10 protein-coding genes and 1 pseudogene are annotated in these 13,561 nt (G+C 54.1%); 6 read left to right on the top strand and 5 right to left on the bottom strand.

Annotation, left to right across the window (positions count from 1 at the left end; all coding sequences use genetic code 11):
* Positions 1-182: 182 nt before the first annotated feature.
* From rpsD to ED661_RS07965, 4 genes are all read right to left on the bottom strand, one after another.
* Positions 183-803 (bottom strand): 30S ribosomal protein S4, encoded by a 621-nt coding sequence (gene rpsD, locus ED661_RS07950; protein WP_122073401.1) that lies wholly within the window; start codon positions 801-803, stop codon positions 183-185.
* Positions 804-1,011: 208 nt separating this feature from the next.
* The gene (locus ED661_RS07955; protein WP_122073402.1) at positions 1,012-2,085 is read right to left on the bottom strand and encodes a Hint domain-containing protein; all 1,074 of its coding nucleotides are present in this window, start codon (positions 2,083-2,085) and stop codon (positions 1,012-1,014) included.
* A 111-nt stretch (positions 2,086-2,196) separates the two neighbouring features.
* Complete coding sequence (locus tag ED661_RS07960) at positions 2,197-3,123, bottom strand: lipid A-modifier LpxR family protein (RefSeq protein ID WP_122073403.1); 927 nt, start codon at positions 3,121-3,123, stop codon at positions 2,197-2,199.
* Between the two features lie 370 nt (positions 3,124-3,493).
* The gene (locus ED661_RS07965) at positions 3,494-4,126 is read right to left on the bottom strand and encodes a TetR/AcrR family transcriptional regulator (RefSeq protein ID WP_122073404.1); all 633 of its coding nucleotides are present in this window, start codon (positions 4,124-4,126) and stop codon (positions 3,494-3,496) included.
* Positions 4,127-4,220: 94 nt separating this feature from the next.
* On the opposite strand from ED661_RS07965, the pseudogene ED661_RS22185 reads away from it, so the two are divergent.
* The 6 genes and pseudogenes from ED661_RS22185 to ED661_RS07990 form a co-directional block, all read left to right on the top strand.
* Positions 4,221-4,433, top strand: a pseudogene (locus ED661_RS22185) (hypothetical protein); the annotation flags it as partial.
* Positions 4,434-5,217: 784 nt separating this feature from the next.
* A complete protein-coding gene (locus ED661_RS07970; RefSeq protein ID WP_122073405.1) occupies positions 5,218-6,939 on the top strand; it encodes an ATP-binding protein in 1,722 nt (573 codons plus the stop codon).
* A complete protein-coding gene (locus ED661_RS07975; protein ID WP_122073406.1) occupies positions 6,936-8,273 on the top strand; it encodes a sigma-54 dependent transcriptional regulator in 1,338 nt (445 codons plus the stop codon). Before ED661_RS07970 ends, ED661_RS07975 begins: the two co-directional genes overlap by 4 nt.
* Before the next feature lie 128 nt (positions 8,274-8,401).
* On the top strand, positions 8,402-9,394 hold the full coding sequence (locus tag ED661_RS07980; protein ID WP_122073407.1) for a TAXI family TRAP transporter solute-binding subunit: 993 nt from the start codon (positions 8,402-8,404) through the stop codon (positions 9,392-9,394).
* Positions 9,395-9,471: 77 nt separating this feature from the next.
* The gene (locus tag ED661_RS07985; protein ID WP_122073408.1) at positions 9,472-11,655 is read left to right on the top strand and encodes a TRAP transporter fused permease subunit; all 2,184 of its coding nucleotides are present in this window, start codon (positions 9,472-9,474) and stop codon (positions 11,653-11,655) included.
* A 95-nt stretch (positions 11,656-11,750) separates the two neighbouring features.
* Positions 11,751-12,086, top strand: a complete 336-nt coding sequence (locus ED661_RS07990) for an acyl-CoA thioesterase (protein WP_371412434.1) — start codon at positions 11,751-11,753, stop codon at positions 12,084-12,086.
* 523 nt (positions 12,087-12,609) lie between these two features.
* Here the strand turns inward: ED661_RS07990 and ED661_RS07995 are convergent.
* Complete coding sequence (locus ED661_RS07995; protein WP_122073410.1) at positions 12,610-13,515, bottom strand: LysR substrate-binding domain-containing protein; 906 nt, start codon at positions 13,513-13,515, stop codon at positions 12,610-12,612.
* Positions 13,516-13,561 lie beyond the last annotated feature (46 nt).

The following is a 13,561-nucleotide window of genomic DNA, read 5'->3' on the forward strand; positions in this document are numbered from 1 at the left end:
CAAAAGACAACCGCTTTTCCGTTTTAGGCTCATCACAAGCCTAGCATCACCCTGAAGGCGAGCGCTCTGATCTGTCGCAATTTGGTGAAAAATCACAGGCAACCGCGAGACCCAAACCAGAAATGCAAAAAGGGCCGCCCAAGGGCAGCCCTTTTCTCCAACAGCCCAAAGGGGCGTCAGGATTAGTTTTTGGCGTAGAATTCCACGACCAGGTTTGGTTCCATAACAACTGGGTAAGGCACATCGGCCAGGCCAGGGGCGCGCACGAATGTGGCGGTCATTTTGGAGTGGTCAGCTTCGATGTAGTCAGGAACATCACGCTCGGCCAGGGCAACAGCTTCCAGCAGAACTGCCAGTTGCTTGGACTTGTCACGCACTGCGATGACATCGCCTTCTTTGACACGGTATGACGCGATGTTGACGCGCTTGCCGTTGACGGTGACGTGGCCGTGGTTGACGAACTGACGTGCAGCAAAAACGGTAGGAACAAACTTGGCGCGGTAGATAACTGCGTCCAGGCGGCGCTCCAGCAGGCCGATCAGGTTTTCACCAGTATCGCCTTTTACACGCTCAGCTTCGGCGTAGATGCGACGGAATTGCTTCTCGGTGATATCGCCGTAGTAGCCCTTCAGCTTCTGCTTGGCGCGCAGCTGAATACCAAAATCGGACAGCTTGCCCTTACGGCGCTGACCGTGCTGGCCGGGACCATATTCACGACGATTAACTGGGGACTTAGGACGGCCCCAGATGTTTTCGCCCATGCGGCGGTCAATTTTATACTTGGCAGACGTACGTTTAGTCACGGCTGTTCTCCTTCGTTTAAGCCGTAGCCGGTGCAGGCTACTATGAAGGGCGTTGTCCTCTTAGGATTGGACCGTCTGGTCCGCGCCTATGACAGGAATCCCCTTGCGGGGCCCACCAACACCAATGAAGTGGCGCTTATAGGCGCAAAGGGAGCAGAGTCAACACTGCTTCCTTTGGTTTGGGTGGGATTTTTGAAACCCGTCGAACTTAGGCAGCCTCATGCATCAAAATCGCCGCCTCAGAGCTGCTGAGATTGCGCCGTGCATAGGCGCCATAGCTCATCGGGTCGCGTTCGACCTGCGGCAACAAGCCAGCCAGTCGAATGCGGTCCTGCGTATCCAGTGCCGACATCGAGGCACTGGCCGGATGAAAGCTCTCGCTTTCCACCCCATTGGCCCAAAGCACCTGATGCGCCCCAAGAAGCAAGTGAATATAGGTCACTTCTCTTACCGAGCTATCCGCCGCAATTGTATGACCATTGATCAGATCTCGCGCGGCCACCAGCACTTCATCAGTGTTGAACAGCGCCTGCACCTGCCGTCCGCGCAGCAACATGCGATGTTCTGGCGAGACCAGCAGTTCTTTTTCTGGCCGATCAATGCCCAAGGCACCGGCGCGAATACGGATCGGGCGTAGCTTGGGTACCACAAAGAGCCGCGCACCGCTGATCCGACGCGCCCCAATCCACTGGATCTCTTGCGCCCCGCTATCGCGGGTTTGCACCTTGTCACCTTCGCGCAGATCCTCGATCCGGCGGGGTCCACTGGGGGTGGCAATCTGGGTTCCCGGCGTAAAGCAAATCACCCCACTGCCCGGCTGCCCTGGCATCGTGTCCACCGGGCAGCCAATGCTGCCCAGTGAGTGATGCACCACCCATAGGTCCATGCCCCTGGGCGGAATTTCATTTACAAACATCAAAAGAGGCCGCGCGCTATCGCTGACCTCAATCAGGGTGACGGTGTAGCTTTGAACACCATTGGTCACCACAAAACTCTTATCCAGAAGCGGATCTTCGACCGTAACATCGCGCAGATCTGTTCGGTTCTGCACCGCAGCCCCAACCAACCTGCGTACCGAGCGCGCCGCGCGACGCCTCAGATCCGTTTCTCCATTCGCCATACCCAAACGCAACAGTTCAGCCGGGCCATCAACCCGCACTGCTTCACCTTGCCACGACCACGCGGCCCCGACATCGATAGACTCGACCGGTGCGGCCAAAAGGCCATCTACTTCTGTTTGCGACCAAGAAATGACGAACGTGCCCTGAAAGCCCGTTTTCATCTGCCTGTGTGCCTGCTCTTATATTTTTTATTAACTAAAACTTAACAAAGCAGATCGTTCAGATAAAGAGCAAAGTCACCCCAGGCCCTGGCCCTGATGCGGGGTGTGTTTTCAAAACCTCAATTGCACCTGCAAGGCGCCGGTCAACTGGCCTTCGCTTTGGCTGGAAAACTCCTTGCCCAGATAGGACAGCCCATAAAAGGCAGAGAGGTTTTGCCCCTGCCAGCGCAGGCCCAAACGGGCCCGGTGACGGTTGTTCTCCAGGGAATACCCAGCTGCATCAGGCAAAAACACCGAGTTTGAGACATAGGCGATATCTGCTCCTGCCGTCAGGGTCAGGCCTGTGGCCTCCCCCATCATGGTGCGGTAGCGCTGGCCAGAGACGCTATCGCGCGCCAACAATCCTTGCGACAACTGTCCATAAGTGAAATCTACCCCAGCACGAAGATAGGTTTCATCCCCGGCGCGTGCTTCAACAAAAGGACGCAGGGCTGCGCGGTCAGACAAGGCAAATTCACGGCCAACTTCCGCTGAAATCAGGGGCCGGACCCTATTGGCGACCTGCCCGTTCAACACCGCGGCCGAGGGCTGCGGCGCACCGGCCAGATCATGAAGCCAGCCCTGCATCTCATCCAACTGGGTCTGGGGGCCCAGTATGGCCAGCCCCGCGCCCAAGGATATCTCGGTTCCGCGCCGCTGCATGTGGCTGTTCAGCTCCACCGTCAAGGCACCGGCCCAGGGGCGATCCGTCGGGTCCGGAGCAACCAGGTCGGCAGGCGCAATGATCTGCCCCTGGATCCGCAGCTCCAACAGCTCCCCAAAGCCCGCGGGCGCCTGGCCCTGCCAGTCTCGGCCATAGATCCGCGACGAGGTCAGCGACCCGGTGCGCCAGCGGTCTTTGCCGTCTCCCAACAGATCGTTGGTAAACATCAAACCATAACCAATCTTATGACGAACGCCCTCTGGCGCAGGCGATTCAGCACTCGCTTGGAAGGGCAGGAAAAGGGAGAAGGCCATCGCCACTAGTTGTCGATACATCAAATAGATCCTGCTCTTTGTGCCTCGCGTCTCCACCTGACAGGATCCTGATTGGCCCTCCGTGCGACGTGGTTAACACCGCGTTAACATCCGCGCGGATCGCTCAGCTAGTGCAAGAGGGCCACAGCTTTGGGATATGACAAACCCCGCTGCCTAACCTGCGCCACAGTCTTGCCGCAGTTCGTGAGAGGGACAAAATTCGGCCCCATAAAATCTTCGCTTTAAAGCAGCGACCCCGCAAAAAACTCTGTTTGATCCGCAAAGAGCACCTGCCACAATTGTCAAAGGCGAGCGTCAAAAAACTTGCCCGTTTTGCAACGTCTCGATTACAGCAGAGACCAGAAATGGGCCGCCCTGCCCTGTTGGCCCCCTAGGGTTCCAGCGACACCCCGATGATCGCCCCAACGGAATTCAGACCAATCTGCGACAGCTCCCCGGGGGCAAAGGCCTCTGGCAGGGCGCCGCCTTCCATCCACAACCCATCAATCAGGGCATTGCAGGCGGTGGCCAATCGATACAGGCGGTCCGGCGCAGCAGTGATACCAGCCTCCTCCAGAGCAGCCTGTATCAACTCCTGGAGCTGGTCACGAAATTGGACATAGGTTTTTGCATGGGTCTCTTTCATCCGCGCATCATGCTGCACCTTATTGAGAAACCCAGCCCAAAGCGCGATCGAGCGTGGATCCACTACGGGTGGCATCACGGAAGACTGTACAAAAACGCGCAGCTGATCGCGCGCCGAACCTTTGACCGCCGCCACGGGGGCATAGGTCAGGTCTATCATCTGCGTCATATGATATTCATAGGCCGCTGTGATCAGGTCTTCCTTTGAAGAAAAATAGTGCCTTATCAGCCCCTGCGTCACCTCAGCCCGATCCGCTATGCCGCGCACGGTAGCCCCCTGCACACCTTTTTCCGCCACCAGCTCCAGAGTCGCCTCGATCAGGGCAAGTTTGCGCTGCTGCGCAGTTTCACGCGTAAATTTTCTGCGTTCGTCGCTCATCCCAGCCCCCCCCCACAACGGCTCACTATGATTACCTACCTGCGCAATTACGGCGATTACACCTTATTAGCCCAATCCCCAAGAACGTCCAGCCATGCCAACAGGTACCAGCATCAAAACAGATACCGCAGCCCTAAAGACGATACTGAACAGAGATGCCGAGCGCATCGAAGACTTCCATGAACGGTTAGGCAGCCTGGAAGTTCTAAAGTGCGCTTCGTTCACCGCCCGGTAAGGCGGTGTGGTGGCGATCATTGGAGGCAGCGGCTCCGGCACATCAACCATGCTGCGCCGCATCAGCTTTCTGCCCTCCAACAGGGCTTTGTTGCACAAAATTGATGGAACCAGCCGCAAGGATTCATGCGGTCTCGTTCAGAGGCGATCTCTTGCCCGGTCTTTCTAGATTTCGCCTCTCAAGTCGACCTGTGACGCGAAAACTGGCATGAGATTTACAGTGATCCGCAGAAGTCGACGAAAGTTTGAAAAGTCTAGAAGCGACATCTCAAACTGAGCAAATTAGCATTCCTGCAAAGTGCCGTGCCTTCCGTCTCTCCAGGTCGCACACCTTTAAGTAAAGTAAGGAGTTTTCGATTTGTACTGCCCTAAGGTTAAAATGAAACAACCCGGGAGCCGTGACTTGAAAGTTGTGAAATCACAACATTTCAAAAGATTTACCTGAGTTCGGAAAACCCCATAATAGCGACACCCAAACTTTCGGACCCCCATGATACGCTCATAGAAACTGCGCGAGTATCGTTGCTCACGGCCCCAAGCGGCCGTTGGCAAGATGTGTAATCGCCGCGTTGCAGCTTCCGCAAAGCAGCCGTTGGACACATTGTACAGCATTCTTGTTGACCAGAGAGCTGCACTGCGGACTTTTTTGCCGTCCGATTCAATGTGCCCAAAGTCAGCTTTGGCATTCGCTAATGATATAGAACTGCCCGTTTGTAGTAATTTCTACTGACAACTGTATTTGACTGTCACTGAATTTATGCCCTGCGGAAATCCGCAGGCGCGCCATCTCGCTGCCTTTGCGCACCATTTACATCTCGCATCACTCCGTACCACAGTGGTCAACAGGGGAGCGAGTGATGCAAGAGACCGATATTGTTGGCCAAAAAAGCCGTATGCGCAAAAGCGTCTTGGGTATGCTAATTGCAACGGTCATCATTGCAACATTGGCTGTGGCTTTCGGAGCATACCGCTATTTTGAACAGGCTGAATCCTTAGCAGCCTCAAACCGGATGGAGCTCTATTTGCGCTCGCTGAATGAAGCACTTCAGCAGCACCAGCACCTCCCCTTCGTGCTAGCGCGCGATCCGAGGTATTCGAACACGCTGAATCCTATTGACATCGACCCAGGCATCAACACCCGCCTCGATCAGCTTGCACAGCAGGCAAAGCTGGAAGCCATCTATTTGATGGATGCGTCTGGTTTGGTGCTGGCGGCATCTAACGCAGGCCTGCAAAATAGCTTTCTTGGTCAGAACTACGGGTTTAGACCCTATTTCAAAGAAGCGCTTACCGGTCAGAGAAGCGACTACTTTGCCATTGGGGCCACCTCCGGGCGACCCGGGTATTTTGTCGCTGAACCCGTGACATATGCATCTGGAACACAAAAAGGTGTCATCGCTATAAAGCTGGACGTTAGCGAACTGCAGCGCTCTTGGGTGAGCGCCACTGATACCGTCATTGCCGTAAACGAAGACAATATCGTTGTTTTGGCCTCTAATCCGGATTGGCTGTATCGCCCGATTGGTGAGCTTACACCCGACGTAAGGCAGGCGATTTTGGAAAGCAGGCAGTTCGGAACCGAACCGCTCGCACCTCTAGACTGGACTAACATGAAAAACGGAAGGGTTGTGGGCGAGGGAACCAGGTATATTGCGGCCGTCGGGCAAGCGAATTGGCGGGGGTGGTCCGTACACTACTTACAACCCGAAGCTGTTCTAATTCGTCAAACGCTTGCAATGACGGGATTGTTTGGAAGTGCAATCGCCTTGCTCGTGGGGTTTGCGACCTTTCTTCGCTCGCGACGCATCGCTTTGGCCTATGCCTCATCAGAACAACAACGCGTCGCGCTCATAGACACAAACCGAAAGCTCAAAAAGGCACAGGCTGAGCTTGCACGCAGTGCAAAATTGTCCGCACTTGGACAACTCGCCGCCTCCGTGACTCACGAGTTGGGGCAACCCATCAGTGCCTTCCGAAATCACTTGGCAGCGGCAGAGATCGGGGGGGAGATCACCTCTCCAAGCACTCTCCAAAGCTTGAACAAGCTGGTTGAGCGCATGGAAGCAATAACGAGGCAGTTTAGGTACTTTGCCCGAGGGCGGACTGGGGACAAAACACGCGTTAATCTGGCTGAAGTTATTGCCGAGGTCTCAAATACTCTGGATGCCGATTTTAAGGCTGCTAGCGTTGAGTTTCGTTTTACCCCCCAGTTGGCAACCGTAGAGTTGCAGGCGAACAAGCTGCTTTTGGAACAGGCGTTGACCAACTTGCTGACAAACGCACTTCATGCTGTCGAACGTGCGCCCAACCCCAAAATCATCGTCCAAATGACATCGGACGACACTCATGCTGAGCTGCGAGTTTCGGACAACGGACCTGGCCTCGAAGGACTCGGTCTTGCGGATCTCCAGGAGCCCTTTTTTAGCACCAAACCCTCCGGTGTCGGGATGGGGCTTGGGTTGGCAATTACGGCCGAGATTATCAAAAATCATGACGGTGAATTGACCCTCGGCAACTCTGCCACGGGGGCCGAATTTATTGTCAAACTTCCGCTTTTGCTGAATGGAGATCCGAGATGAACAAGGCTCGAATTCTCGTTGTGGACGATGATCGGGAGCTGCGCGTCTCGCTCGCGCACCTGTTAGAAACTGCGGGGTATGAGGCTCTGTTGGCACAGGACGGTCCCGAAGGGCTGAAAGCGATCCAGACTGGAAAGCCTGATGCCATAATAAGCGATGTTCAGATGCCTAGAATGGACGGTTTGGAGTTTCAAGCCAAGGTACGCGACATCTGCAGGATTCCAGTGATCATGATCACGGCACATGGTGATATTCCTATGGCGGTGGAATCGTTGCAGGCGGGGGCTTACAGTTTTGTCGAAAAACCGTTCGAACCGCGCCGTCTGCTCGGAATACTGAAAAACGCTGTGCGGATGAAGCAGCTGATGGATGACGCCGCGAAACTCAAAGATCGCTTGGCCGAACTGACGGATCTTGAGCGCATTTTGATCGGAAATGATCCACAGATCGTCATGGTCAGAGACATGATCTTTGACTTTGCAGCCAGCAAGGCAAACGTGTTAATTCTTGGGGAAACCGGAACAGGAAAAGAACTTGTAGCGCAAGCGTTACATGATTTGGGCGCAGCGCCCTCGGCGCCTTTTGTCGCGGTCAATTGCGCGTCCATCCCGCCGGAACGTTTTGAGGAAACTGTGTTTGGAACCGCCTCTAACCCTAACGGCTTATTGAGTAGTGCAAATGGCGGCACACTGTTTCTGGATGAACTAGGTTCTATGCCGTTCAACTCACAATCAAAACTGCTACGGGCCATTGAAACAAAACAATATCAACGTGCTGGAGAGGTTGAGATGCACTCTGTAGACCTAAGGGTCATCAGTGCTGCCAATACAGACATTGTGTCAGATACAGAGGGTTCGGAGTTCCGTGAGGATCTGCTATTTCGCTTGAACACACTTGTAATTTCGCTGCCAGCTCTGTCTGATCGAGGTGAAGACGTGTTGCTGTTGTTCAGGCATTATATGGCCCGGCTTAGCCAACTTTATGAGCTGCCAACACCTGAACTCACGCCTGATGATATTGCAGCCCTGATGTCCTATAATTGGCCTGGCAATGTGCGTGAGTTGCAAAATGTAGCAGAGCGCCGGGTCTTGGCTGAAAAGCGTGGAGGTGGGTCTGTACGTCGCGCAATTGCGCTTCAGACGTCTCAAGCATCTGTTCCCGAAACCTTGCGCGAGGCCGTGGCCGCATTCGAGCGGGAGTTGATAGGTCGCGCGATCAAAGACGAAGATGGCCGGATGGATGATGTCGCTGCCTTGCTGGGTATTGCGCGACGGACGCTGAATGAAAAGATCGTGAAACTAGGCCTCGATAAGGAAGCTCTTCTGAGGAGTTGAACGTGGCCTGCAGAAATCCGCAGGCACTTTTTCTCAGATGCGCGGAATACTTCATACATCGAGGCGCAGGTTTTCTCCATGAAGGGAGCAGTTCAAATTACGAACTGAATTCCTTGGGAGGAAAACTGATGAAAATATTGAAAGCGCTCGTTATGAGCGCAGGTATTGCTGCATCTGGTAGCGCCTATGCTGATGATGCCAACTATGTGTTGAACACGGCGTCTACAGGCGGGACATACCACCCTGTTGGCACAGCCATCTCCACATTGTCGAAAATAAAACTACTTCCAAAGCAGAATTTTTCGCTGACCGCTGTCAACTCAGCCGGGTCTGGCGCAAATGTTCAGGCCCTATCGGCAGGCACTGCCGATTTTGCCATCTTGCAGGGGCTCTATGGTTCTTACGCGGTCACGGGGACAGGACCAGTCAGCGAGCCTCAGGATAATCTTCGCTCCGTCACGATGCTTTGGCAAAACGTTGAGCAGTTTGTAGTACCTGCCGACAAAATCACAAACGGCACAGTTTCTGACCTCAAGGCGCTTGCAGGCATGTCCGTAGGTATGGGCAAAGAGAACTCCGGCACCATGGGGTCAAACAAGGTGCTGTTGTCTGGCCTAGATCTGGCACTGGAAAATTTCACGCTTGTATCTGCTGGATACGGCCCAACAGCTGACGCACTGGCAAACGGCCAAGCCTTTGCGGCTGGCATCCCTTCTGGTCCGCCTACAGGTGCGATCACCAAACTGATGGCGTCGAATGAAGGCAAGTTCACGATCCTCGATGTTACAGCCGAAGAAGCTGCTGCCATGGATGGAGGTCGCAACCTTTGGGTGCCTTATACTATTGCTGCTGGCACCTATCCCGGTCAGGACAAGGATGTGCATACGATTGCGCAACCAAACTTCCTTGCGGTGAACGCAACCGTCGACGAGGAGCACGTTTACCTATTGACCAAAACGATGTTTGAAAACCTGCCATTCCTGCAGTCGATCCACCCTGCCACAAAGGCGATGGCGCTTGAAAAGGCAATGGCTGGCTTGCCAGCGCCTCTGCACCCTGGCGCGGCACGCTATTACACCGAAATGGGTCTAACTATTCCGGAAAACCTGATCGCAAAATAACGCAGAAAAAAACTGATCGGGGGCCGCCAAAACACCGACGGCCCTTTTTCATTCAGCGTCCGGGAGGGGACTTTGAGATGACCCAAGATATAGATTTTATGCCGTCACCACGTGACAATCTGCTGGATATGCCACAAGGCAGATGGGGGCCGCGCCAATTTGTCCTTATCTTTGCGCTCACATTTGCACTTTGGCATATCCTGACGAACGTTTACCTTACCGAGTCGGGCCTGTGGCAGAACGCAATTCACTTCGCAGGTTTTGCCTTCATTGCCTCCGTCACGATAAGCCCTTGGGGCAAGCGCTCGAATGAAACCTGGGCATGGGTTGTGGACATTCTCTACGGGTTTGCTGTGGCTGGGGCAGCCCTTTGGGTAGCCTACGCTCAATCCGGTTTGTACGAACGCTCCCTTGCCGTGACCGGACAGGGGTGGCAATTCACCGTTGTAGATTGGGCCGCTGGCCTGCTGTTAATCTTCGCCTGTATTGACCTCTCGCGCCGTGTCGCTGGATGGGTCATTCCAATTCTGATAATCCTCGCGCTCAGCTATATTTTGTTTTTGGGGACGATGATGCCCGGCGTCTTTCGCGCGGCGAGTCTTCCGGTGGATGACGTGTTGTTTCGCACCCTTTACAACGATGAAGGAATGTTTGGCATTCTCGCGCAAATATCCGTCGCCAACATCACTTTGTTCATGATTTTTGGCGGGTTTCTGGTCGTCTCGGGTGCCAGCAACTTTGTTATAGAACTGTCCAAAGTTGTCGCGGGTCGGATCAAGGGGGGCGCGGCGTTTGTGGCCGTGATCTCATCCGCCCTGACTGGTACAATCTCAGGCTCTGCCATCGCCAACACAGCCTCTACTGGCGTCATCACGATCCCCTTGATGAAAGCCAATGGGTTTCGCCCGAAATTTGCTGCCGGTGTTGAGGCTGCAGCTTCAACAGGTGGACAGTTGATGCCCCCAATCATGGGCGCAGGCGCTTTCGTTATGGCCAGCTATACCTCCATCCCTTACGGCACGATTGTCGCGGTGTCTGTTGTCCCAGCCATTCTCTATTTTCTTTCCGTTGCCTTCATCGTACGCATCGAAGCCGTCAAATACGACGTTGGCGCCGAAATGGACCTGACCGTCGACAAGGGCAAACTACTGTCTGGTGGTCTGGTCTTTGTGATCCCTCTGACCGTGATGATCTGGATGCTGTTGGCGGGGGTGACACCCGCATATGCGGCATGTTGGGCGATTGCCGCTGTGATCGTGACCTCCTGGGTCACAAACATCCTGTCGCGGATTGCCGCGAAAGGGTTGTTCCAGCCTGTCGACATGGGCGCCGCGAAGATTTCTGAAGCGCTGACCAGTGGTATTCGGTCTGCGGTCATGACTGCGATTTTACTGACTGCGATCGGGATCATGAACAACGCGATTGTGACAAGTGGCGTCGGCAACGGGTTTTCGTTGATGATTGCGCAGTGGTCCCAAGGATCGATGGCGCTGGCCATTGCTCTGGTCGCGCTGGCCTCGTTGGTTTTGGGCATGGGGCTGCCGGTGACAGCTGCCTACATCATTCTCGCCATTCTAACCGCACCAGCACTTGCAGGAATCATGGCCGATGGCCTTATCGTCGAACAATTGGTCACTGGCATTTCGGATCCGGCCAAGGCGGGTTTGTTCTTTCTCGTTGAGCATCCTTTGGTGGCTCAGGTTGCAGAAGGCATGAGCAAGGCCGAAGCTTGGGAGCTGATGTCCGCCGTCCCGTTTGAGGTTGCAGTGACCATTCGCCCTGTCCTGGTTGATCCCGCATTGCAACTGACCTTCCTGCTGACAGCTCACTTGATCATCTTCTGGCTCAGCCAGGATTCCAACGTGACGCCCCCAGTTTGTCTTGCGGCCTTTGCCGCTGCTGGCATTGCGGGCTCTCGCCCCATGGCGACCGGGTTTGAAAGTTGGAAGATCGCCAAGGGTCTCTATGTCGTTCCGCTTCTTTTTGCCTATTCTCCGTTGGTCTCCGGTGACCCAACCCAGGTGCTTCAGATCGGGTTTTTCTCGCTCTTTGGTATCTATGCGACTTATGCTTTGATCCAGTGGTATGCAGAGGGGCCAATAAGTTGGTTCACCGTGCCGCTGTTTGTTGCTGGTGGCGTTGGAGTTTTTTGGCCACTTGCCTGGGCCCCCAACATCGCTGGCGCCCTTGCGATTACCACGGCTATTGTGCTTTCAGCGAGGGCGAAGGGCGTTGAAACCGGAAAGGTAGGCACGGCATGAACAACACACCAGACGACAGGCTCGCGCGCTTAAGAGAACGCTGTAAACACGGGCGGCAACAAGACGATGGCGTGTTGGTCATCCGAACGATTGCAATGCCCGCAGATACCAATCCAGCCGGCGATGTTTTCGGCGGTTGGTTGATGTCGCAGATGGATCTTGCCGCGGGAAATTTGGCTGCGCGTGCGTCTCAAGGCCGGGGTGCTACTGTTGCGGTTGAAGCCATGCAGTTTCTGCGCCCCGTCAAGGTCGGGGACGAAGTGACTATTTACGCCTCGCTATGTGCAGCTGGACGTTCATCAATGCGGATCCACGTCGATGTCTGGTCGCGCTCAAGGTTTGACAATGACTCTCAGAAAGTAACCGACGCAGATTTTGTCTTTGTCGCGCTGGATGAATTCGGGCAGCCGCGGGGGTTGGATGAGATATAGAAGCAATAGCTGCTGATGGGGATGAAAGGCGGCATGATCCATCCTTGATGTGTCTGATTTGCGGAGATTGCAACCTGAGCACTTACATGTGCAGTAAACTTCCGCTTCCTTAAAAAACTGTCTCTGAACAAGACTGGCCAGAAATCAAAATAACACAGGTCCGCATAAATTTGGAGACTTCCGGCTTTACAGACGGTGATTTTCTCACGCATGGTAAATTTCGAATTCGGGTGGGTTTCACATAAGAACGTGATGGGGAAAACGTTCACAATATCTGGAAGCACTTGAACAGAGTGCCACGCCTTTAAAGACTACTCGCAGCCCTTCTTAGACATTCATTCCAGGTGCAGCATTGACCTGAGTTCAAACACCAAGGGCGGGAAGCGGACCTTTGCCGCATGTGCATGGATCAAACCATAGTCAAAAAACAGCCATTCTTAGACGGAAAGACACAACCGAAATGGTCGAAGTCTTTGTTCATCTAAAGCTACAACGGCTGTTTCAACCTCTGTGAGGCGAAGCTCTATCTTGCTGCCAATTTAAGTAATTGATCTGCGGATTGCTCGGCTATCCATCTGCAAATTGAATTGACTTCATTCTCACGTGGACCAGCTTCTCTTCTAACCAGATAATATGCACGATGTTCGCTCAAGGCTGCATCAAATAACTGAACGAGTGCCCCGTTTTTCAATTCTTCGTCGATAAGTGGAATCCACCCCATCACGATACCCTGTCCTGCAATTGCGGCCTGCAAAACAACATTTGTATCTTCGATAATTGGACCAGAAAGAGGCGTTTTCGACTGCACTGCTGCGGTTTCAAACCAGGCGTTCCAACCAAGTGTATCACGCTGGTGGATCAGCGGATAATGCAGCAGATCTGATGGATTTTTGGGGTGCCCCAACCGTTTGATCAGTGAGGGACTCGCCACCGGGACGGTTTTAATATTGACCAGCGGTTCTGATTTCATCCCAGGAAAAATGCCGTCTCCCCAGGTAATGAAGATATCAGCATCCACGTTTTGCGGAGAGACGAGTAGCGGGGTCTGAACCAGTTCCAGATCTACCTTGGGGAATTGTTCACAGAATTCGTTGAACCTTGGCAGTACCCAGCGCGTGGCAAAGCTCGGCCCCATTGCGATCCGGACCTTGGTTTTCCGACGCTGGCTGGCAATGGAACTTACGGATGATTCCAGAATTCTGAATGCCTTGCTTACGCCATGTGCCAGACGCTCGCCTTCATCCGTCAGGTGCACCTGTCGCACGCGTCGCAAGAACAGTTTTTCTCCCAATTGCGCCTCCAGCCCCCGAATATGGTGACTGATGGCCGTTGGGGAAACACTGAGCTCTTCTGCGGCCTCCTGAAAACTGCCCAGTCGAGCAGCAGCTTCAAAAGCGCGAAGGGAAGGAAGTGAGGGCAGGGCGGTCATGCCGCATTATAGATGAGAAATACTCATCATGCGCAAGAGAAATATG

It is taken from the genome of Pseudophaeobacter sp. EL27, from assembly GCF_900313025.1.
Lineage (GTDB): Bacteria > Pseudomonadota > Alphaproteobacteria > Rhodobacterales > Rhodobacteraceae > Pseudophaeobacter.